The organism is Streptomyces sp. BL1, from assembly GCF_057628045.1.
Map to the genome: position 1 here is coordinate 3,139,615 of NZ_JBXYWZ010000002.1, position 21,587 is coordinate 3,161,201.

The window sequence follows — 21,587 nt, forward strand, 5'->3', positions numbered from 1 at the left end:
CGCACACGACGGTGCCCCGGAGGCGTACCTCCGGGGCACCGTCGACTGCCGTTCCCGGCACAGCGGTTGGGGCAGGTCAGCCGCCGTTCACCTTGGCGGCGACGCGGTCGCCGAGCGCCTTGTCGACGTTCCGCCAGTACTGCACCGCGCGCTCCAGCACCGGCTTGCTGACGCCGCCCAGCAGATGACCGGAGATGTTGTTCACCAGCCGCTCACGGGCCGCGTCGTCCAGGACCTGGCGGACCATCGTGCCCGGCTGTCCGAAGTCGTCGTCGTCGCGGCGCAGCGTGTACGCGTGCCGCACCATCTCGCCCTCCTCGACGGTCCAGCCCGCCGGCGGGAACCGGTCCGCGTCCGCCGCGGGCCCGCCGTACGAGTTGGGCGCGTACGGGCGCGACACGTCCGGCGTCACGTACCGCATCGGGCCGTCCTTCGCGTACGAGTGCACCGGCGCGTGCGGCCGGTTGGGCGGCAGCTGCGCGTAGTTGGGGCCGATCCGGTAGCGGTGGGTGTCCGGGTACGAGAAGAGCCGGCCGAGCAGCATCTTGTCCGGCGACGGGGCGATGCCCGGCACCAGGTTCGAGGGCTCGAAGGCGGCCTGCTCGATGTGGATGAAGAAGTCCTCGGGGTTCCGGTTGAGCGTCATCCGCCCGACCTCGATCTCCGGGTAGTCGCTGTGCGGCCACACCTTGGTGAGGTCGAAGGGGTTGAAGCGGTAGTCCGGAGCGTCGTCGAACGGCATGACCTGGACCTTCAGCGTCCAGGACGGGTGCTCGCCCTTCTTGATCGACTCGTACAGGTCGCGGCGGTGGAAGTCCGCGTCCTCCCCGGCGAGCCGGTCGGCGTCGTCCTGGGTCAGGAAGTCGATGCCCTGGTCGGTCTTGAAGTGGTACTTGACCCAGAACTTCTCGCCGTTGGCGTTGACCCACATGTACGTGTGCGAGCCGTACCCGTTCATGTGCCGGTACGACTTCGGGATGCCGCGGTCCCCCATCAGCCAGGTCACCTGGTGCGCGGACTCCGGCGAGAGCGTCCAGAAGTCCCACTGCATGTCGTTGTCCCGCAGCCCGCTGCCGATCTGCCGCTTCTGGCTGCGGATGAAGTCCTGGAACTTGATGGTGTCCCGCACGAAGAACACCGGGGTGTTGTTGCCGACCAGGTCGTAATTGCCCTGCTCGGTATAGAACTTCAGCGCGAAGCCCCGCGGGTCCCGCCAGGTGTCCGGACTGCCCTGCTCCCCCGCGACGGTGGAGAACCGGGCCAGCATCTCCGTCCGCTTCCCCGGCTGGAAGAGATCCGCCTTCGTGTACTGGCTGACGTCGTTGGTTACCTCGAACACGCCGTACGCGCCGGACCCTTTGGCGTGCACGACCCGCTCCGGGACCCGTTCCCGGTTGAACTGCGCCATCTTCTCGATGGCGTAGTGGTCCTGGAGCAGGATCGGTCCGTCGGCACCGACCGTGAGCGAATGCTCGTCGCTCTCGACCGGAATACCGGCGTTGTTGGTGGTGTAGTCGGTCATTACTGCGTCCTCCCGATACGGGGGTGGAAGCGGGATCCGCGATCGCCTTCCCCAGGAAAACGCTCCGACAGTCTGTCGGCAACCGGGTGGACAAAGTCCACTACTGAACTGCGTCGACGCCGGGGGCCGTCCGGGCAACCTCCCGGACCGCCGGCGCGTCAGCTCTACCGGCAGCTGGTACTGCCTGAAATATGGCGGTTGAGAGGAAGGGCGGGCGGACGGTGCCGGATCGGCGTGACCCCTCACGGCTGGTGCGCCGGCGGCCGGATCTGCTCGCCCTCTGCGTGGCGGCCGTCTTCCTCTGGCTCTCCCTCACGCCGTCCCTGGTGCCCCGCCCCTGGCTGCTCCAGGGCGTGATCGGCGGCATCACCGCCGCGATCGGCTACGGCGTCGGGGCCCTGCTGCTGTGGGGGCTGCGGCCCGCGGCCCGGCGGCTGACGCAGTGGCGGCCGGGAGCGCGGTGGCGGCGGCGCGCCTGGCTGCTCTGCGCCGTGGCGGCGGTCGCGGTGACGGCGTACGCGCTGGCGGAGAGCGCCCGCATGCAGCGGGAGTTGCGGGCCCTGCAGAACATGCCGCCGACCCTCACCTGGCACTCCCTGATGATCGCGGTGATCGCGGCGGTGCTCTTCGCGGCTCTGCTGGCGCTCGCCCGTTCGGTGCGGCTGTTCACGCGCACGCTGGTGCGCGGGCTGTGCCGGATCGTGCCGGGCCCGGTCGCCGTCGCCCTCGGCGTCGCGCTCACCGCGGCCGTTGTCGTCGTCGGCACCCGGGACGTGGTCTTCGAGCGCGGCATCATCGACGTGGTCTCGCGCGTCGCCGAGCGCACCGACGTGGACACCAAGGAGGGCATCCGGCAGCCCGTGTCCGGCTCCGTCGCCGGCGGCCCGGGATCGCTGCTGGACTGGGACGACCTGGGCTACGAGGGCCGCAACTTCACCGGTTCGGCGCTGCCCGCGCGGCAGATCCGCGCCGTGACGGGCAGCGCCGCGCGCGATCCGGTGCGGGTGTACGTCGGCCGGCGCAGCGCGGACGGCTTCCGGGCCCGCGCCCGGCTGGCCGTACGCGAACTGGAGCGCACCGGCGCCTTCGACCGGGAAGTGCTCGCCGTCGCGGGCACGACCGGAATGGGCTGGGTCAACTCCACGGACGCGGAACCGCTGGAGTACATGTACGGCGGGGACACCGCGATCGTCGCCACCCAGTATTCGTACCTGCCCAGTTGGGCGTCGTTCCTCGTCGACAAGGAACAGGCGGGGCGCGCGAACCGGGCGCTGGTGGGCGCCGTCCGCGAGCGTCTGCTGCGGGAACCGGCGGGAGAGCGCCCGAAGCTGGTGGTGTTCGGGGAGAGCCTCGGCGCGTACGGCATCGAGGCCGCGTTCGACGGGGTGGACGACATGCTGGCGTCGGTGGACGGCGCCGTGCTGGCGGGATCGCCGGAGTTCTCACCGATCCGCAGTGAACTCACGGCGAACCGGGACGAGGGAAGCCCCGTCTGGCGGCCGGAGTTCGAGTACGGACAGAACATCCGCTTCGCGCAGTTCCCGGAGAAGGACCTGCGGCGGCCCGCCGGGACATGGGGCCGCCCGCGCGTGGTGTATCTGCAGAACGCCTCGGACGCGGTCGCGTGGTGGACCTGGGACCTGGCGCTGTCCCGCCCCGAGTGGACGCGCGAACCGCTGGGCCCCGACGTGACGACGGAGGTCGACTGGTTCCCGCTGGTCACCTTCTGGCAGACGACCGTGGACATGGCCGTGTCGTACAGCGTGGACGCGCCGCACGGCCACCGGTACGGGACCGGCTCCGTGCGGGCGTGGGCCTCGGTCGCACCGCCCCGCGGCTGGACGGACAAGGACACCGAGCGGCTTCAGCACTTCATGGACCGGCGCGAAGCACCCTACTGACAAGCCCTGTTGGACGGGCGGGCCGTCACTCTCCGTCGTAGATGCGCGGTTCCGGGCCCTCGTCCCCGTCGCCTTCGGCGCCGCCCTCCGGCCGCTCCGTACCCGCCGGCTGTTCCGTACGGTCCGCGGACCGCTCGGGCGGTCCCGCGTCCGTCGCCGTGGCCGCACCGGCGCCGGGACTCGCTCCCGTGCCGGCTTCGGCGCCCGCCCTCGCCGGGACGCGTTTGAGGGCTTGTTCGTGTGCGTACGCGCGGAGATAGCTGACCAGTGTGTTGACGACGGCGACCAGCGGGACCGACACCACGGCGCCGGGAATGCCGGCGATGAGGCTGCCGCCCGTGACGGCGAGGACCACGGCGAGCGGATGGACGCGCACCAGCCGGCCGAGGATGAACGGCTGCAGGACATGGCTCTCGATCTGCTGCACCGCGAGGACCACGACCACCACCATCAGCGCGGTGAAGATGCCGTTGGTGACGAGCGCGACCACCACCGCGAGCGCACCGGAGAGCACGGCACCGACGATCGGGATGAAGGCGAACACGAAGATGAAGACGGCCAGCGGCACCGCCATCGGCACATCGAGGAAGTAGATCCCGATGCCGATGAAGATCGCGTCGATCAGGGCCACTATCACCGTGCCGCGCACATAGCCGGTGAGCGTGATCCAGGCCCGCGGTCCCGCGCCGGCGACGCCCTCGCGGGCCGCGCCGGGCACGAAGTGCAGCGTCCAGTTCCAGATGCGCCGGCCATCGTAGAGCAGGAACAGCGTCACGAACATCGCCAGCACCATGCCGGACAGGAACTCGAAGAGGACCGTCACGCCCTCGATTCCGGCGGAGGTGACCTCCTTGCTGTTGTCCCCGACCCAGTCACTGACATTGGTCGCGATGTTGTTGATCTGGCTCTCGGAGACATGGAACGGCCCGTTGGCCGCCCAGCTCTTCAGCTCCTTGATGCCGTCCTGCACCCGGTCGGTGAGGGTGGGCAGATTCTCGGTGATCTGCCAGGCCACGAACCAGCCGATCAGACCCATCACCACGAATCCGGTGATGAACGTGATGGCCGTCGCCATGCCGCGACCGAGACCGAGCCGCTTGAGCCGCGCGACGGTCGGCTGCAGCAGCGCGGTGATGAGCAGGCCCGCGGAGAACGCCAGCACCAACAGGCTGATGGAGCTGATGATCTGGATCAGCACCCAGACGACGCCGGCCAGCACCAGCAGCCGCCAGCCCGCCTCGGCGGCGACGCGCATCCCCCAGGGCACGACGGCCGCCGGCTCCGGCCGGGCCGCACTGATCTCGGGGGCGTACGTCGGGGGCGCGGGCACCCGCTGCGGTTCGGGCGGCGGGCCCTGCGGGGGACGCGGGTGGTCCTGGGTGGCGGTACCGGGGGGCACGTCGTCGCCGACGGCGTCCTCAGCGCGCCGTTCGGCAATGGTGGAGGCCCACTTGTGAACGCCGGACCGCATCTTGTCGAACCTGCTCGCCATCCGACGTCCTCGCCCCTCTCCTGGAGTCACCGCGCGTGCGTACAGTCTGCGCCATTCGTGCGGCCTGCTCGCCGGGAGACGACGTTACCGGCGGGGAAGGTTGCGTACCCGGCGGACGCGCGATGTCCCCGGACCGAATGGAGCCCGGTCCGGGGACATCGTGTGCGGCTGCGCCGCGTTACTGCTTATGAAGGTGTGTGGCCCGGTACCTCAGTACCTCAGTACCAGCCGTTGGCCTGCCGGAATTCCAGAGCCTCGCAGGGACTTCCGTACCGCTCGTCCATGTAGTTCAGGCCCCACTTGATCTGGGTGGCCGGATTGGTCTTCCAGTCCGCGCCCGCCGAGGACATCTTGGAGCCGGGCAGTGCCTGCATGAGCCCGTAGGCATCGCTGGTCGGGTTCTGCGCCTGGTAGTCCCAGCCGGACTCGTCCTCCACGATGCTGGAGAAGCACTGGAAGTCGCCCCCGCCCACGATCTGCTGGGCCATCTGCTTGACCTCAGCTGTCGAGTACGAGCCCTTCGTGCCGAGATCGCCGAGGTCCCCGAGGGCACCGCGGTCATCGGAACGGCTCGCCGCGAGCTTTTCCTGACGCTCCTTCTCCGCCTTCTCGGCGGCCGCCTTCTTGGCGGCCTCCCTCTTGGCTGCTGCGTCCTCTGCCGCCTGCTTGCGGGCGGCCTCTTCCGCTGCCTTCTTGGCTTCGGCTTCGGCAACGGAGGACGCGGTGTCCGCCTGCTGCGACAGGGAGGCTGTCTGCGTCTGGGTCTGCTGACCCGCCGGTATGTCCGCGAGGAGCGTGGAGTCGGCGGCAGTCGCCTCGACGTCGTTGGACGTCTGCTGGCCCTGCTGGGCTCCCGAGGCCACACCGACGACAGCGCCGACGGTGGTGACCGCGGTGGCTGACGCCACGGCGAATCCCCGGACCGAGATCCGAGTCACACGGTTTCCTTCCAACGTGCCCGCATGGGTGACCGCGCGGGCGCATTCGTGCCCCTGGCACTGGCCTCCCGTGGTGATCGGTCACCGGAGGCGCTGGCCCGGTGGGATCCCCCCAACTTCCCGGGGGAGCCCGCGTGGTGCTTCGGGCGGCATACGACGTGACTGCTGTTCAGTTCTGTACTGCTCTGTGTCCCGGCACCCCTGGAGGTACCGATGTGCCGTATGCGGGGCCTGACGAGCCCACACACTGCCGGAAGCGGATGGGGCGAATCAATTCCATGCCGAGTGGGAAAGCTCACAGGGGGTTTGGGGGTCAGAGGGGCCGGAAACGCGGGCGCGACTGGTGTGAAGGGAGTAGGTTGCCTGCCTCGATTCCTGCCGTGTGCACCATTTTTGACGCCTGTTCAGACGTGTCGGCATCGCCGCAGGTCAACCGGTACGTACGGGACACTCCCCCACACACCCACCACACATGAGAACGCCGGGCGCCACATGTGCGTGGCACCCGGCATTCCGTACGTTCCGTCAGCTCACCGGAAAACCGGTCAACTGCCTCACACGCGGCCCTCCTCCAGCATTTCGGTCACCAGCGCGGCGATCGGCGAACGCTCCGAGCGGTTCAGGGTGATGTGTGAGAAGAGCGGATGCCCCTTCAGCTTCTCCACCACCGCGACGACTCCGTCGTACCGGCCGACGCGCAGATTGTCCCGTTGTGCCACGTCATGCGTGAGCACCACACGGGAGTTGGCGCCGACCCGGGAGAGCACGGTCAGCAGGACGTTCCGCTCCAGCGACTGGGCCTCGTCGACGATGACGAACGCGTCGTGCAGGGACCGGCCGCGGATGTGCGTGAGGGGCAGCACCTCCAGCATGTTGCGCTGCACGATCTCCTCGATGACCTCGCGCGAGGTGACGGACGACAGGGTGTCGAACACCGCCTGCCCCCACGGGTTCATCTTCTCCGCCTCGGTGCCCGGCAGATAGCCGAGGTCCTGGCCGCCCACCGCGTACAACGGGCGGAACACCATGACCCGTTCGTGCTGCCGCCTCTCCAGCACCGACTCCAGGCCCGCGCACAGGGCGAGGGCGCTCTTGCCCGTACCGGCCCGGCCGCCCATCGAGATGATGCCGATCTCCGGATCGAGCAGCATGTCGAGCGCGATGCGCTGTTCGGCGCTGCGGCCCTTGATGCCGAACGCCTCGCGGTCGCCCCGGACGAGCTTGACCCGCCCGTCGGGGGTGACCCTGCCGAGCGCCTTGCCCTTCTCCGACTGGAGCACCAGGCCGGTGTGCACCGGCAGTTCGGCCGCCTCCGGCACGTAGGCGCTGCCGGCCGCGAAGAGCTCGTCGATGTCCTGGCCCGGCAGGGTGAGTTCGGACATCCCGGTCCAGCCGGACTCGGTGATGGCCAGCTCGGCCCGGTACTCCTCGGCGAGCAGTCCGACCGAGGAGGCCTTGATGCGCATCGGCAGATCCTTGGAGACGACCGTGACGTCCTGCCCCTCGGCCTGCAGATTGCGGGCCACGGCGAGGATCCGCGAGTCGTTGTCCCCCAGCCGGAAACCGGCGGGCAGCACCGTCGTGTCCGAGTGGTTCAGCTCGACCCGGAGGGTGCCGCCCAACTCGCCGATGGGGATGGGGGCATCCAGCCTGCCGTACCGGACGCGGTATTCGTCCAGCCTGCGCAGCGCCTGGCGCGCGAAGTAGCCCAGCTCTGGGTGATGCCGTTTGGCCTCCAACTCGGTGACGACGACGACCGGAAGCACGACCTCGTGCTCGTCGAACCGGTCCATGGCGGTGGGGTCGGCGAGCAGCACACTGGTGTCGATGACATAGGTGCGCCTGCCGGACTCATTGCGCTTGTTGCTGGTCACCACGGGTGGACGAACCCCCTCGGAAGAGGTCGGGGAGCGACGGCGACGGCACCGGCAGGGCCGGCGACGCCGCCGCTGTGGAAGTGACCGGTCCGTGCCCGCGCAGTGCGGGCCGGGGACCGGCCCTCCCCGTCGTCCGCGCGCCTGGCGCGGTCGTCCGTGGTCTGCAAATCGGGCCTCCCGGCGCCGGAACCCATGGATCGGGCCCGGCCTCGGAAGGGATATTCCCCGTCAGCGGCCAGCCATGCAATGACGCAACCCCCGTCGCATGCGTCAACCGGGCGCATGCGTACGGGGGATGGCAGAAGGGTCCCTCAGTTGCCGTATCTCCGGTGCCGCTCGCCGTAGTTCCGCAGCGCACGCAGGAAGTCGACCTTGCGGAAGGCGGGCCAGAAGACTTCGCAGAAGTAGTACTCGGAGTGGGCGCTCTGCCAGAGCATGAAACCCGACAGACGCTGTTCACCGCTCGTACGGATGACGAGGTCCGGATCGGGCTGGCCGCGCGTGTACAGGTGCTCGGAGATGTCCTCGACCGTGAGCTTCTCGGCGAGCTCGTCCAGGGTGACGCCGTCCGAGGCGCGGTCGGACATCAGCGAGCGGACCGCGTCGGTGATCTCCTGGCGGCCGCCGTAGCCGACGGCGACGTTCACCAGTATCCCGTCGACGTCGCCCGCCTGTTGCTCGGCCTCCTTCAGCACCCGCTGGGTGCGGGCGGGCAGCAGATCGAGCTGGCCGACGTGGTGCACCCGCCAGCGGCCGTCGGCCGCGAGGTCGCGCACGGTGTCCTCGATGATGCCGAGCAGCGGCAGCAGCTCGTCCTCGGAGCGGTTCAGATTGTCCGTCGAGAGCAGCCAGAGTGTGACGACCTCGACATCCGTCTCGGTGCACCAGCCCAGCATCTCCTGGATCTTGGTGGCGCCCGCCTTGTGCCCCTGCTCCGTCGTACCGCCCGATGCTTTCGCCCAGCGGCGGTTCCCGTCCAGGATCACGCCGATGTGCTTGGGCGCACGGTCGAAGTCGAGACGGTCCTCCACCCGGCGCGCATAGAGCTTGTACACCAGGTCGCGAAGCTTCATGGGATCTGCCAGTCCCTCCATGCCGAGTCCGGAATCCCAGAACCCTAGCGCCAGTCACCCGCTCGGACGAACTCGGGCGGCAGGCTGTGGCCGCGCTGTGGCCGGGCCATGAACGGCTCGCGGCCGCCGTCTTGATAGGACAGGCCCATGACGACGCACGACGCTCCCCTCCCCGCCTCCACCGAGGACATCCCGTTCCCGTACCAGGCGGCGAACGACCGTTACGAATCCATGACATACCGGCGCACAGGCCGCTCCGGTCTCCAGCTGCCGGCCATCTCCCTCGGTCTGTGGCACAACTTCGGCGACGACCGTCCGCTCACCACGCAGCGCGCCATCCTGCGCCGCGCGTTCGACCTCGGCATCACACACTTCGACCTGGCGAACAACTACGGCCCGCCGCCCGGTTCGGCGGAGCTCAACTTCGGCAAGCTCTTCGCGCAGGACTTCCGGACGTACCGGGACGAACTGGTCATCTCGACCAAGGCGGGCTACCGCATGCAGGCCGGCCCGTACGGCGAGTGGGGTTCGCGCAAGTACGTGCTGTCCTCGCTGGACAACTCGCTGCGCCGGATGGGCCTCGACCACGTCGACATCTTCTACTCGCACCGCTTCGACCCGGACACTCCGCTGGAAGAGACGATGGGCGCGCTCGCCTCGGCGGTGCGGCAGGGCAAGGCGCTGTACGCCGGCGTCTCCTCCTACAACGCGCGCCGCACGCGTGAAGCGGCGGCGCTGCTGCGGGAGATGGGCGTGCCCGCGGTCATCCACCAGCCCTCGTACTCGATGCTCAACCGGTGGACGGAGGAGGACGGTCTGCTCGACACGCTGGAGAGCGAGGGCATGGGCTGCATCTCCTTCGCGCCGCTGGCGCAGGGCCTGCTGACGGACAAGTACCTCGGCGGCTCGGTGCCGGACGGCTCGCGCGCCTCGCTGGGCAAGTCCCTGAACCCGGGGCTGCTGACCGACGAGGTGGTGCGGCGGCTGCGCGGACTGAACGCGGTCGCGGAGCGGCGCGGGCAGTCCCTCGCGCAGCTGGCGCTCAGCTGGGTGCTGCGGGACGCGCGGATGACGTCCGCGCTGATCGGTGCGAGCAGCGTGCGGCAGCTGGAGTCGAACGTGGCCGCGTTGAGCGCTCCCGCGCTGAGCGGGGAGGAGCTGCGGGAGATCGACGAGTACGCGGTGTCGGAGCCCGGCACGAACATCTGGGCCCGCAGCAGCGAGAGCTAGGCGCGCGGGGCGCGCGGGGCACCCTGACGGGCAAAGATGCGCAGTTCCCCGCGCCCCTTGTTCGCGCAGTTCCCCGCGCCCCTGATCTCGCGCAGTTCCCCGCGCCCCTGTCTGGGGGCGGGGGCGGGGCATAAAAAAGCGGGCCGGTCCGTGGGGGGATACGGACCGGCCCGAGGGGGGGTTTCCACCCTAGCCCCTGTCCGGGGGTGCTTCGTCCCTCAACTAAACGGCGGGCCCCATTCCGCCGTCCGAATTAATCAAAGATTCATCTACTCTGTCCCCCCGGTCGTGCAGAACCTGTGCGCCGCCGGGCGCCGGATCCGCCCTTCGGCCTCACACCGTGAGACCGCCCAGCAGCACCCCGCCCAGCCCTCCGAGCACCATGAACGGGCCGAGCGGAATGGCCGTACCGCGCCCGGCCCGCCCGGCGAGCATCAGTGCAACGCCATACCCCGCGGCCAGCAGGAAGCCCAGGAACGCTGCGACGAAGAGCACCTGCCAGCCGTACCACCCAAGAGCGACCCCCAGAGCCACCGCGAGCTTGACGTCCCCGAAGCCCAGACCGCGCGGGTTGATGAGGAACAGTACGAAGTACGCGCCGCCGAGCACCGCGCCACCGACCAGGGCACGCGCCCAGCCGCCCCCGGCGCCGGGCAGCAGCGCGGCGACGCCGAGCAGAACGGTCACGCCGGCGGCGAGCGGCAGGGTCAGTACGTCCGGCAGCCGCTGCACCCGCCAGTCGACCGCGGCGAGCAGTACGGCGAACGGCACGGACAGCAGCCAGACCGCCAGTTCGGGCCGCCAGCCGCAGACCGCGGCGAGCAGGGCGCACGCCGCGGCGGTGACGCAGGCGTAGCGGAGGGCCCCCGGCCCGTACGACGGCGTGCCCGGCACACAGCCCCCGCACCGGGCGCGGCCCAGCCATCCGTACACCGGGCCCCGCAGCGGATGGCCCTCGGGGCACTCGCGGCGCCACTCCTCCTCCGGCTCGACCCCCAGCCGGTACGCCGCTCTCGGCACCAGCATCCCGGCGCAGGCCCCGTACACCGCGGCCCCCATGACCAGCACAACTGTCCACAGCACGCGGTGAGCCTACGCGGGCTCGCCGGCGGGGGCTCCGCGGAAGGCGCGCCGGTAGGAATGCGGGGTGGTGGCGAGGCGGCGGAGGAAGTGGTGGCGGAGCGCCGCCGCGTTGCCGAAGCCCGCGCGGGCGGCGACGACGTCGACGGTCAGATCGGAGTCCTCCAGCAACTGCCGGGCCCGCAGCAGCCGCTGGCCCAGCAGCCACTGGTACGGCGTGGTGCCCGTCTCGCGGTGGAAGCGGCGGGCGAACGTACGCGGGGCGAGGTGGGCGCGGGCGGCGAGGTGCTCCACGGTGATGTCCCGCTCCAGGTGGGCGTGCATCCAGGCGAGGGCCGTGCCGATGGCGTCGTCGTCCTGTACGGCCGGCACCGGGTGCTCGATGAACTGCGCCTGCCCGCCGTCCCGGTGGGGCGGGACGACCATGCGGCGGGCGATGGCGTTGGCGACGGCGCTGCCCTGTTCGCGCCGTACGAGATGCAGGCTGGCGTCGATGCCGGCGGCGGTGCCGGCCGAGGTGATGACGGGCCCGTCCTCGACGTACAGCACGTCCGGTTCGATCAGGGCCTTCGGATAGCGGCGGGCCAGATCGTCCGTGAGCCGCCAGTGGGTCGTGCAGCGCCGGCCGTCGAGCAGCCCGGCGGCGGCGAGGACGAAGGCGCCCGAGCACACGCTGAGCACCCACGCGCCGCGGTCGACGGCGGCGCGCAGCGCGTCGAGCAGCTCGGGCGGGAAGCCGCGCACGGCGTACTCCTGCCCGGCGGGCACGGCGATGAGGTCGGCCTCGGCGAGCCGGTCGAGGCGGTGCGGGGTGTCGATGGTGAAACCGGGATTGGTGCGGATCGGCGGAGGTTCGGCGGCGACGAGGGCGAAGTCCTGGACCGGCAGCCCCTGATCGCTGCGGTCCATGCCGAACACCTCGCAGAGCACGCCGATTTCGAAGGCGTTGACGTCGTGGATCAGCACAGTCGCCACGTTGCCCAGCATGCTGTCGAGCATGGCAGAACGGCGGCAGTAATTCGATGGTTGCGGACAGTCCTGCCACTGCCGTCCGTGCGGCGACAGCGGGACAGTGGACATATGGACGGTGTATACAGCGCATTGAGCGCAATCAGCCCAATTGGCGACTATGCGGGCGTTGTTGCCCTGCTGGTACTTCTCGCCCTGCCCGCGCTGCTCGGGGATGCGCGGGAGCGGCGGATCGACGCCCGGCTGCGCGCGGCGGAGCGGCGGCCTCCGGCCCGCGGCCGCGGTTCCGGGCCGCCGGATCCTGTACGCCCCCTCGCCCGGCGGCGTCCGCTCGGCGACCATGGGGCGGGGACGGGGGTGGCCGGTGAGGTGGTGGCGCGGAAGGAAGCAGGATCTCCTCAAGACGTGGGAGGAGTATCCGGAGGACGAGAGGGACAGCCCCGAAGCGCGGGCGCGGCGCGGGCGTTGGCGGCTGGTGGTGGCAGGGACGCTGTTCGCGACGCTGATCCTGCCGAGAGTCCTCAGCTCTGCCGATGACTCGGCGGGCCTGCCCGCGCCCTCGGTGACGGGCCCGAAGGCGGCACCCACGGTGAACGGGGGCGCCGGAACGGCGACCGGTACGCCGGTGCCGTCCGGCGCCCCCGTACCTTCGGGCGCGCCCCGCGACGGCGGCTTCCCGGGGGCCTCCCCCTCGGCGCCGGCCGCGGGCCCGTCTGTTGATGCGCCCGATGAGCCGTCGGCCGGGGTGCCGTCCTCCGAGGGCCCGTCGGCCGCCGGCCCTGTGGCCCACGCGTTCCGCTCGGTGCGCGCGGGCCAGTGCCTGTCGGTGCACCGCGACGCGCGGGACGGCAACGGGTGGAGCGCCGCGTCCCCTTCGGCCGCGGCCCGCACCGGCTGCGCGGAGCGGGACGCGTATGTGCGGGTCACCGCCGTACGGGCCGACGCCGCCGACTGTCCCCGCGGATCCGACCGCGACCACTGGTCCCACCGTTCCGCGCGCGGGTCCGTGGTGCTCTGCCTGACCCGCCAGTTCCGCGCCGGGGACTGCCTGTTCGCCTCCCCGCAGGGGCAGCACGTACGGGCCGACCTCATGTCGGCGCCGGACTGCGGCACCCGCCGGCTGCCCCGCCCGTACGACCGCGTGCTGACCGTGACGGGCGTCCACCCCGGCGCACCGGACCCCGCACCGGCGGGGCTGTGCGCGCGGGACGCCGAGGACCGCGAAGGCGGGGAGAAGCACAGGGACCGGCGTACGTACTGGACTTGGCGGGTGGCGTCCGGCCACACGGTCGTCTGCACCCTGCCCTCCCGGACCGGCGCCCCGTGACGCGGGTCAGCGTCTCGTGACGACCGCGGTGACGACGGCGCCGAAGGTGAGCAGGAAGGGCAGCACGTACCAGCCGGCGAGAGCGAGCAGGGGAAGCCCGGCGAGCGCGGCCGGCACGCAGTACACGGCGGCGGCGCAGGACAGGACGCACTGCACCACCGGCGGGCCGTCCCTGTTGAACCGCACCACGAGCGCCGCGCACACGGCGGCCCACAGAAACGCGCGGGGCTCCCCGAACGCCATCGCCTCCCAGACGCGGGACACGGCCGTGAACCACCCCTGCCCGGCCAGCGCGTCCGCGATCCGCGCGAACTCACCCGCGTAGGAGGGGACTTCACCCGCCGGACCGCGCAGCCCGTGCGGGCCGACGTCCTGCCTCACCAGCTCCGTGACGGCCAGCAGCGCCACCCCGGCGCTGTGCGCCGCGCCCGTGACCCAGCCGGCGGTCCAGCCCCGCGCCCGTCCCGCCCGGCGCCGCGGTGCCGCGTGCACCGCGGCCCGGCGCGGAGCACGCGCGGTCCGGCTCACGACTGTGACGCCGGGTCGGACACGGGCCCCGGCGCGGGCCCCGGCAGCACATCGGTGAGACCGAACGCCTTGTGCAGTTCGGTGACCCGTACCGCCTTGTACGCCAGCGGCCGCCGGGCCACGACCCGGAAGCCCGCACCGCCGTTCAGCGCCGACTGCCGCGCCCGCTGCAGGACCCGGAGCCCCGCCGCGGTGATGAGCGAGGCGTGCACGTCGACGACCACGACACCGCCGGGAGCCTGCGCCTCGGGGTCCTGTACGTCGAAGTCCTGCGCAGCGGAGCCCTGCCCGGCGGAGTCCCGCCCGCCGGGGCGCGCGCCGTTCGCGGTCTCCGCGGCGTACGGCTCGATCAGACGGCGCAGTTCCTCCTCGGTGGACAGGTCGTTGGCGATGTCCACGATCTCGCGCAGCTCGATCACCAAACGGCCCGGAACGCGGTAGTGCGGCAGCATAAAGAGATCCCCCAGTCGTGCGCCCCCGTGAACCGCCGCCCGTCGGTCCGGCCCGCTCGGGTGGTCAGTCCTGGCGGGGGAACGAGACCTCGACCCGGCGGTTCTTCTTGCGGCCGTCCTCCGTCTTGTTGTCGGCCACCGGATAATCCTCGCTGTAGCCGCGGACGTTGAACGACACGTTCGCGCCGAGCTCCTTGGACAGCTCCTTCTGCACCGTGCTCGCACGGTTCTTGGAGAGTGTACGGCCGTGTTCGTACGAGCCGAGGTCGTCCGTGAAACCGAAGACGTTCACTTCGGTCGCCTTCTGCTTGCCGACCTCCGCGGCGATGTCCTTGATCCGCGAAAGTCCGCTGCTGTTCAGCTTCGGACTGTCCTTCGGGAACAGCACCTCGGCCTGCAGCGTGAACTTCGTCTTCGCCGTACTGTCCTCACGCCGCTCCTCCCCGCCCAGGTCCTCCGTCACGAACTTGATGTCCAGCACCTTGGGCGGCGCCAGCTTCGCCCCGTCCGCGAGTCTGAGCCCCGCGGCCTGCGGGTCCACCTCCACCGGCGCCTTCGAGTCCCCGATGTTGTCCGGCGGTTCGCTGTACTTCGGCGCACTCCCGGCCCCGCCGGCCTCCTCCCCCGGCAACGACGGCGCGCCCCCCTCGGTCGGGATGGACGTGGGGTCGCCGGCCCCGGGAAGGGTGGAGGGGGCGGGCGACGGAGACGGATCCTCCGCCTGCGCGGGAGCGGCCCCGATACCGGTGAACAGCAGGAGGGAGGCAGACGTACAGACCGCTGCGCGGGCGACCTCCGTACGCGACGGACGCATGCGGTCACTCACCCCCCGAGAGGCGGATGTTGGCGGGCGGCATGTCCGCGATCTGGAAGTCCACCTTGTCGTTCCCGGAGGGAGGGGCGGGGAACTGGGCGTACCAGGACTTCTCGTCACCGGGGCTGAGGGCCGGTTTGAACGTCGTGCACAGACAGCGCCCTTCCGTGTCGCGGAGGATGAAGTAGCGCTTCTTGCCCGCCTTGTCGAGCAGGCCCGCGCCTGCCATGGAGGCGCCGTTCCGCTGGCTCAGCTCGTTCTCGTCGCCCTGCCAGCCGGGGGCGCTCCAGATCTCACTGCTGCCGTTGCGCACGGTTCCGGTGACAGTGACGAACCCGCCCTCGTCACGCTTCGCCGACTTGACCGTCAGCGTGATGTCCTTCCCGCCCTTGACCTCCGCCAGCGGTTCCCCCTCGCCGGCGGACCGGCCGCTGTCCTTGTCGGCCGGCTTCTCGGACGCCGAGGGCTTCTTGGCGTCCCCGCCACCGTCGTCGCTTCCGCCGCATCCGGCGGCCGTGACCACCAGTCCCGCCGCGAGTGCCGCAGCCGTCATCCCCCTGCGGACCTTCATGGCACGCCGATTCCTCATGACTCGTTCGTCCCCTGTCAGTTCTTCGCTCATCAGTCGACCAGCACCACCGAGAAGAGGTCCGACGGCTCCACGTCGAGGTCTTTCGCCTCGGGGTCGAGGGTGAAGTCCTCGCCGTCGCAGCTGAATTCGATGTCCTTCGCGTCACCTTCGATGTCGCAGCGCGGCTTGATGACCGCCGTCGCCGTCGCCGTCGCCTTCTTGTTGTCCGCGCCGGGTACGACGGTGTCGCCCGTGTCGAACTGCGTGCGGATCTTCACGGTGTATCCGTTGTCCGCGCCGCGGGTGACCGGGTCACAGCTCGTGAGGTCGGACCGGTTCCGCTCCGCCAGTTCCCCCGCGCGTCCGCAGCCGTCGGCGGCGATGTCCCCCAGCCCGCCGAGCCAGTCCTGCCAGGAGTCCCCGTCCCCGAGGGAGTCGAGGAACCCGTCGAAGAGCTGGTCGCGGTCGTCCTGTGCGGCGGCCAGCGCGGCGGCGTCGGCGGCCGACTGTCCCCCGTTGCGCACGGTGCTCGCCTGGGCGACCGCGAAGAAGGCGAAGGCCATGAACAGCAGGCCCGCGATCACAGCGCCGTACAGGATGACGGTCGCTCCCTCGTCACTGCCCGGCGCGGTCCGGATCATCCACCGCCGACGACCTTCTGCACCGCGTTGGAGATCGCGGCGGATATGACCCCGTCGAGGTTCAGCTGCCGTATGGCGATGATGATCGCCGCGACGATGATGACCATGCCGACGTATTCGAGCGCGCTCACGCCGCGGTCCGACGCGCGGCCCGTCATGTGCGCGTACAGGCGGTGACGCCAGCTCCGCATGGACTTCGACATCCTGATCCCCTCCGATGGTCGCTGACGCAGCCGACGGACCGTTCCCAGGTGGCCGTCTCCCCGTGCCGCCGCCCGCAGGGGCGGCACCGGGACCGTATGCGGCCGGGCGCACCCGGCGCATGGGCCCCAGGGCCCAACTTCTGTGCGCCGCGGGCCCCTCGGGGCCCGTCCGCACCTCGCGCTCAGCCATCGCCGGCCCCGCTTCCGGCGGTCGCGCCGCCGACCGGGCCGCGGGTCGCCGTGCCGAGCCACAGGGCGATGGCCTCGCTGCGGCTGCGGGCGTCGAGTTTGGTGAAGATGCGGTTGATGTGGTTCTTGACCGTCTTCTCGCTGATGCAACAGGTCGCGGCGATGCGGGAGTTGGTCATGCCGGAGGCGATCATTCCCATCACCTCCACCTCTCTGCCGCTGAGGCCGTGGCGGGGCGTGCAGGCTCCCGTGGCCCACCGTCGTATCGAGCCCGACTGTGCCACAGCCCCGCCCCGCGGCGGGGGCAAGTACGACAAGCCAGCGGGGGCAACGACCGCGCCCGCGCCCGCCGGCACGGCCTCCGGCACACCTTCGGGGACGGGTGCCCGTACGCACGCGGCGAGTTCCTCGATGGTGAACTCCCCGTGGACGAACGTTCCGTCCGCGGCGGCTCCCGCCCCGGCGTGCCGTTCGTACGTCAGGAGCAGCAGCCGGCCGCGGGACCGCAGCGCGCTCTCCAGTGCCGGGTCCCGCTGCCGTACGTCGAGGATCACGGCGTCCGGGCGGTGCAGCCGGGCCGCCTCCAACGCGCCCCGTCCGCCTCCGGATTCGGCCACGATGCGCAGGTCGTCGCGCCGTCCGAGCAGCACTGTCAGACCGGCCCGTACGACCGGGTTGTCGCCCGCGACGAGGATCCGTACCGCATTCATCCGTGACGCCGTCACCCGTTCAGCACCGACCCGAAGTCGGTGTCGGAGCCGAGCCAGAACGTGGCGACGATGAGGATGAGCGCACCGGGCAGCAGGAAGCCGATGGTGGTCATCGTGGCCTTGGGGACGTTCTTCGCCGCGGCGCGGCGGGCGTTCTGGGCGTCGGTGCGGCGCATGTCCGTGGAGATCTGGATGAGCGTCTCGGCGATGGGCGCGCCGAGTTCCTCGCCCTGCTGGAGGGCGATGACGAACTGGTCGACCTGTTCGCTGGCGTTGCGCTTGCGCAGTGCGTCGAAGGCTTCGCGGCGGCTGACGCCCATGTCCATCTGGCGCAGCGTGATGTGGATTTCGTCCGCCCACGGGCCCTTGTAGCGTTCGGCGACGCGTTCCAGCGCCTGGCGGAAGCCGAGGCCGGAGGAGACGACGACGGCGAGGACGTCGAGGAAGTCGGGGAGGGTACGTTCGATGACGCGCTTGCGGGTGCGTATCGCCTCCCAGATGGCGACGTCCGCCGCGAACCAGCCGAAGGCCAGCACCAGCACCGTGAACCAGAGGCTGCCGGCGCCGATGCCGATGAGGGCCGTCACGCCGCCGAACATCCCGTACGCGGCGCGGCGGGCGGCGTAGCGCTGGATGGTGAGGCCGCCGGGGTTGCCCGCCTGGTCGATCTTCCGGCGTTTCGCGGCGACCTGCCGCGGGCCCATCAGCCGGAGCACGAGCGGTGCGAAGCGGACGCCGAGCCGGTCGACGGCGGCCTCGCGGGTCTTCGTGCGGGTGGCGCCGACCTCCAGCGCCACCGCCAGGTCGGCGGGCAGGCGGGTCTCCGCGCGGAACATGGCGATGCCCGCGCAGACCCCGTACACGGCGAGGCCGACGACGGCGGCGAGGGCCACCGCGAGCAGCGAGGACGTCGGCGTCATCTCAGACCTCGATTCTGCCGAGCCGGCGGATGACGAGGAAGCCCGCGGCGAACAGGCCGACGGCGACGAGCATCGCGAGCTGCCCGAAAGGCGATCCGGTGACCTTCTCCAGGGCGCCCGGCATCATCGAGTTCATCATCAGCATGGCGCCGAGCCCGAGAACGGGAACGGTGAAAGCGGTCGCGTTGACCTCGGCGAGCATGGTGCGGACCTCGCGGCGGGTCTCCTTGCGCTCCTCCAGAGTGGTGGTGAGGTTGCGCAGGGAGCCGACGATGGTGCCGCCCGCGCGGTTCGCGAGAACGAGCGTCGTGACGAGGACGACGAGTTCACGGGAGGGCAGCCGTTCGGCGAGCTCGTTGAGCGCGTCGTCGATGGAGCGGCCGACGGCCAGCTGATTGGTGACGAGGGCCAGTTCGTCGCCCGCCGGGGCCTCCAGCTCCTCCGCCGCGATGCCGAGGGCCGTACGCAGGGCGAGCCCCGCGGAGGTGGCGTTGGCGAGGATGCGGGAGAGCTCGGGCAGCTGGTTGATGAACTGATCGGTACGGCGGCGGCGTTGGTACGTGAGGAACGCGTTCGCCGCGAGCACGCCGAGCAGGCCTGCGAGCGGGCCGAAGAAGGGCGCCAGCACGGACGAGGCCAGCAGCCACAGGGCCACGACGACGGCCAGCACGTAGACGAGGAACTCGCCGGGCGTCACGTCCAGCCCGGTCATGGCGAGTTTCCGCTGGATGCGGTGGCCCAGCTTCGTACGGCGCAGCCTGCGGTCGACGGCCGTGAAGTGCCGGCGGCGGCCCGGCGGGAGCTCGATGCCGGACTCCGCGGTGGTGAGCCGGTCGAGCAGGACCTGCCGCTGGGCGCGGCCGGCCGCGTACGTCACCACCCCGGCGACGGCGAGGGCCAGCGCCAGCAGCGTGCCGCCGAGGGCGAGTTGTGCGGTGGTGCTCATGGTTCGGGTGTCCCTCCCCAGCAACGGGCCACGCGCCGAGTGCGCACCAACTACCCGATCTTGTCAGTGATCTGACGACATCACACCCTATAGCCGTGAAGCCCCCGGGAGAACAGCCCACAGTCCGCGCACCCTCGCCATACCCCGGACGGCGGCAGGTTCATGCGTGAACGCTTGCGCTGTGCGGGATGCGTTGTGTTGGGGCGGTTTGCCGGTGTGCGGGGGTGGGGGTGGGAGGGGGTGAGACCTCGGTGTGGGCAGCTGGTCCGCCCTGGGGGCGGAACGGGTGGGCACGCCGGACCGCACCCGCGCAGGGAACGTCTCCCGCGCCCAACGCACGCGCCCCGATGAGGGGTTGCCCCGCACAGGGCCCCCGCTGAGGGGTCACGCAACCGTTGAGGTGGGAGCGTCGCGGGCCTCATCCGCGCCCCCCGTGTTCCGGCGGTGCCGCGCCGCCGCCCTCGTCCCGGGCGACGCCGAAGACCGGAGGCACAGGCTCACCCGTCATGAAGAGGCGGTCCGCGGTGCGCGGCGGCAGCGGCAGGTGGCTGAACGTGCCGTGCACCTTGCCGTCCGCCGACAGCGGCTCGGCCGAGAAGCGGGAGAGCGGCACGAGCGAGAAGTTCTCCCGTCCGTGCGACGCCAGCAGCGAGATCTCCACGATCTTGCGGGAGCCGTCCGAGAGCCGGGCCAGCTGGATGATGACGTCCACCGCCGAGTTGATCTGGTCCTGGAGAGCGGGGAACGGGATCTCGACCTCCGACATGGAGGCGAGGGTCTGGAGGCGCATCAGCGCGTCCTCGGACGAGTTGGCGTGCACGGTCGCCAGGGAGCCGTCGTGCCCGGTGGACATCGCCTGGAGCATGTCGAGGGTCTCGCCGCCGCGCACCTCGCCGACGATGATGCGGTCGGGCCGCATGCGCAGCGAGTTGCGTACGAGGTCCCGGACGGTGATCTGGCCGCGGCCCTCGACGTTCTCGGGGCGGGTCTCCAGCCGGATCACGTGCCGCTGCTGGAGCTGGAGTTCGGCGGCGTCCTCGACGGTGATGATGCGTTCCGTCTCCGGGATGAGCCCGGACAGCGCGTTGAGCAGGGTCGTCTTGCCGCTGCCCGTACCGCCGCTGACGATCAGGTTGAAGCGGGCGCGGATGAAGGACGACAGCAGCGAGACGATGTGCTCGTCGAGGGAGCCGAGCGCGATCAGCTCGTGCAGCGTGTAGACGCGGGGGAAGCGGCGGATGGTGAGCGTGGGGCCTGTGAGGGCAAGTGGCGGGATGATGACGTTGACGCGTTCGCCGCTGGGCAGCCGGGCGTCGACCATCGGATTCGACTCGTCCACCCGCCTGTTGACCGTGGAGACGATGCGCTCGATGGTCTGCATCAGCTGCTCGTCGGAGGCGAAGCGGACCGGCACCTGCTCGACGCGGCCCGCCCGTTCGACGAAGACCTGATCCGGGCCGTTCACCATGATCTCCGTGATGGAGGGGTCCTCCAGGAGCGGTTCGAGGACGCCGAGGCCCAGCGCCTCGTCGACGACGCGGCGGATCAGCAGCGCCCGGTCGTTGGTGGCGAGGACCGGGCCCTCGCGGCTGATGATGTGGCCGAGCACCCGCTCCAGGCGCTCCCGGCGCTCGTGCGGGGCGAGCGCGGACATCTCGGCGAGGTCGATCTCCTCCAGGAGCTTCGCCCGGTAGGCCGGTACGAGATGTCCGGTGGCGTCGGCGGGCGCGGGGGCGCCGTGGCCGCCGTGCTGGGTGCCGCCGTCGGGCGGTGTCAGGCGGGCGCGCAGGCTCATGCCTCGGCTCCTCTCTCCTCCGCAGGTCCTGCTGTGTACGGGGGCGGTCGGTGTACGGGTCAGTCGCAGGGCATGGTGGCGGAGCGGGACGCGCCGCCGAAGCTGCCGATGCCCGGCACGAGGGACGGGATGGTGACGGTCGTGGTGACGGTGGCCTCCTCGCCGCACCCGGCGACGCTGAAGCTGCTGCGGCTCGCCGTCCAGCCGGACATGGCGGAGCGGCCGACGGCGGTCGCGCTGTCCGCGAGGTCCTCCTGGCTCGCGGTACGGGCAGCGGCGCGGGCACCCGTACCGGCCTGCTGCACCGCGTAGCCGACGATTCCGAGCTGGATCGCCGCACAGGCGACGAGCAGCAACAGCGGGAGCATCCCGGCCAGTTCGAGGGAGCTCACACCGCGGTCACCGGCCC

The 21,587-nt window shown here is 71.0% G+C and carries 21 protein-coding genes; 3 read left to right on the plus strand and 18 right to left on the minus strand.

Going from position 1 to position 21,587, the window contains the following annotated elements; translation table 11 throughout:
- Positions 1–76 precede the first annotated feature (76 nt).
- Positions 77–1,522 carry a catalase gene (locus AC3AGO_RS13765; protein WP_487820474.1) on the minus strand — a complete coding sequence of 482 codons (1,446 nt, stop codon included), beginning with the start codon at positions 1,520–1,522 and terminating at the stop codon, positions 77–79.
- Positions 1,523–1,743: 221 nt separating this feature from the next.
- Here AC3AGO_RS13765 and AC3AGO_RS13770 point away from each other — a divergent pair, with 221 nt between their 5' ends.
- Positions 1,744–3,423, plus strand: coding sequence for an alpha/beta hydrolase (locus AC3AGO_RS13770; RefSeq protein ID WP_487820475.1), 1,680 nt, complete (start codon positions 1,744–1,746; stop codon positions 3,421–3,423).
- A 25-nt stretch (positions 3,424–3,448) separates the two neighbouring features.
- Here the strand turns inward: AC3AGO_RS13770 and AC3AGO_RS13775 are convergent, their stop codons facing one another.
- The 4 genes from AC3AGO_RS13775 to AC3AGO_RS13790 form a co-directional block, all read right to left on the minus strand.
- Positions 3,449–4,915: an AI-2E family transporter gene (locus AC3AGO_RS13775; RefSeq protein ID WP_487820476.1), complete on the minus strand. Its 1,467-nt coding sequence runs from the start codon at positions 4,913–4,915 to the stop codon at positions 3,449–3,451.
- A 218-nt stretch (positions 4,916–5,133) separates the two neighbouring features.
- A complete protein-coding gene (locus tag AC3AGO_RS13780) occupies positions 5,134–5,853 on the minus strand; it encodes an aggregation-promoting factor C-terminal-like domain-containing protein (protein WP_487820477.1) in 720 nt (239 codons plus the stop codon).
- 554 nt (positions 5,854–6,407) lie between these two features.
- Positions 6,408–7,730: an RNA 5'-3' helicase PhoH2 gene (gene phoH2, locus AC3AGO_RS13785; RefSeq protein ID WP_487820478.1), complete on the minus strand. Its 1,323-nt coding sequence runs from the start codon at positions 7,728–7,730 to the stop codon at positions 6,408–6,410.
- 311 nt (positions 7,731–8,041) lie between these two features.
- Positions 8,042–8,803, minus strand: a complete 762-nt coding sequence (locus AC3AGO_RS13790; RefSeq protein ID WP_487820479.1) for an isoprenyl transferase — start codon at positions 8,801–8,803, stop codon at positions 8,042–8,044.
- A gap of 147 nt (positions 8,804–8,950) precedes the next feature.
- On the opposite strand from AC3AGO_RS13790, the gene mgrA reads away from it, so the two are divergent.
- Entirely contained in the window at positions 8,951–10,033 is a 1,083-nt protein-coding gene (gene mgrA / locus AC3AGO_RS13795) for an L-glyceraldehyde 3-phosphate reductase (protein ID WP_487820480.1), read from the plus strand.
- A 333-nt stretch (positions 10,034–10,366) separates the two neighbouring features.
- On the opposite strand, the gene AC3AGO_RS13800 is transcribed toward mgrA, so the two are convergent.
- A complete protein-coding gene (locus AC3AGO_RS13800) occupies positions 10,367–11,092 on the minus strand; it encodes a prepilin peptidase (protein WP_487824652.1) in 726 nt (241 codons plus the stop codon).
- 33 nt (positions 11,093–11,125) lie between these two features.
- A complete protein-coding gene (locus tag AC3AGO_RS13805) occupies positions 11,126–12,100 on the minus strand; it encodes a GlxA family transcriptional regulator (RefSeq protein WP_487824653.1) in 975 nt (324 codons plus the stop codon).
- A 346-nt stretch (positions 12,101–12,446) separates the two neighbouring features.
- Here AC3AGO_RS13805 and AC3AGO_RS13810 point away from each other — a divergent pair, with 346 nt between their 5' ends.
- Entirely contained in the window at positions 12,447–13,409 is a 963-nt protein-coding gene (locus AC3AGO_RS13810; RefSeq protein WP_487820481.1) for a hypothetical protein, read from the plus strand.
- A gap of 6 nt (positions 13,410–13,415) precedes the next feature.
- Here the strand turns inward: AC3AGO_RS13810 and AC3AGO_RS13815 are convergent, their stop codons facing one another.
- The 11 genes from AC3AGO_RS13815 to AC3AGO_RS13865 all read right to left on the minus strand — a co-directional run bounded on the left by AC3AGO_RS13815 (position 13,416) and on the right by AC3AGO_RS13865 (position 21,570).
- Complete coding sequence (locus AC3AGO_RS13815) at positions 13,416–13,937, minus strand: hypothetical protein (RefSeq protein WP_487820482.1); 522 nt, start codon at positions 13,935–13,937, stop codon at positions 13,416–13,418.
- The gene (locus AC3AGO_RS13820) at positions 13,934–14,389 is read right to left on the minus strand and encodes a hypothetical protein (protein WP_487820483.1); all 456 of its coding nucleotides are present in this window, start codon (positions 14,387–14,389) and stop codon (positions 13,934–13,936) included. Before AC3AGO_RS13820 ends, AC3AGO_RS13815 begins: the two co-directional genes overlap by 4 nt.
- 64 nt (positions 14,390–14,453) lie before the next feature.
- Positions 14,454–15,203 carry an OmpA family protein gene (locus AC3AGO_RS13825; RefSeq protein WP_487820484.1) on the minus strand — a complete coding sequence of 250 codons (750 nt, stop codon included), beginning with the start codon at positions 15,201–15,203 and terminating at the stop codon, positions 14,454–14,456.
- A gap of 4 nt (positions 15,204–15,207) precedes the next feature.
- Entirely contained in the window at positions 15,208–15,792 is a 585-nt protein-coding gene (locus AC3AGO_RS13830; protein ID WP_487820485.1) for a hypothetical protein, read from the minus strand.
- A 32-nt stretch (positions 15,793–15,824) separates the two neighbouring features.
- Positions 15,825–16,415 (minus strand): pilus assembly protein TadG-related protein, encoded by a 591-nt coding sequence (locus AC3AGO_RS13835; protein ID WP_487820486.1) that lies wholly within the window; start codon positions 16,413–16,415, stop codon positions 15,825–15,827.
- Positions 16,412–16,606 (minus strand): hypothetical protein, encoded by a 195-nt coding sequence (locus AC3AGO_RS13840; RefSeq protein WP_487820487.1) that lies wholly within the window; start codon positions 16,604–16,606, stop codon positions 16,412–16,414. The genes AC3AGO_RS13835 and AC3AGO_RS13840 overlap by 4 nt, the downstream gene beginning before the upstream one ends.
- A 194-nt stretch (positions 16,607–16,800) precedes the next feature.
- The gene (locus AC3AGO_RS13845) at positions 16,801–17,517 is read right to left on the minus strand and encodes a response regulator transcription factor (RefSeq protein WP_487820488.1); all 717 of its coding nucleotides are present in this window, start codon (positions 17,515–17,517) and stop codon (positions 16,801–16,803) included.
- Between the two features lie 11 nt (positions 17,518–17,528).
- The gene (locus AC3AGO_RS13850) at positions 17,529–18,437 is read right to left on the minus strand and encodes a DUF5936 domain-containing protein (protein WP_487820489.1); all 909 of its coding nucleotides are present in this window, start codon (positions 18,435–18,437) and stop codon (positions 17,529–17,531) included.
- Position 18,438: 1 nt separating this feature from the next.
- Positions 18,439–19,383, minus strand: coding sequence for a type II secretion system F family protein (locus AC3AGO_RS13855; protein WP_487820490.1), 945 nt, complete (start codon positions 19,381–19,383; stop codon positions 18,439–18,441).
- A 418-nt stretch (positions 19,384–19,801) separates the two neighbouring features.
- Complete coding sequence (locus AC3AGO_RS13860) at positions 19,802–21,178, minus strand: TadA family conjugal transfer-associated ATPase (protein ID WP_487820491.1); 1,377 nt, start codon at positions 21,176–21,178, stop codon at positions 19,802–19,804.
- A gap of 59 nt (positions 21,179–21,237) precedes the next feature.
- On the minus strand, positions 21,238–21,570 hold the full coding sequence (locus AC3AGO_RS13865; protein WP_487820492.1) for a TadE/TadG family type IV pilus assembly protein: 333 nt from the start codon (positions 21,568–21,570) through the stop codon (positions 21,238–21,240).
- Between the last annotated feature and the right edge of the window lie 17 nt (positions 21,571–21,587).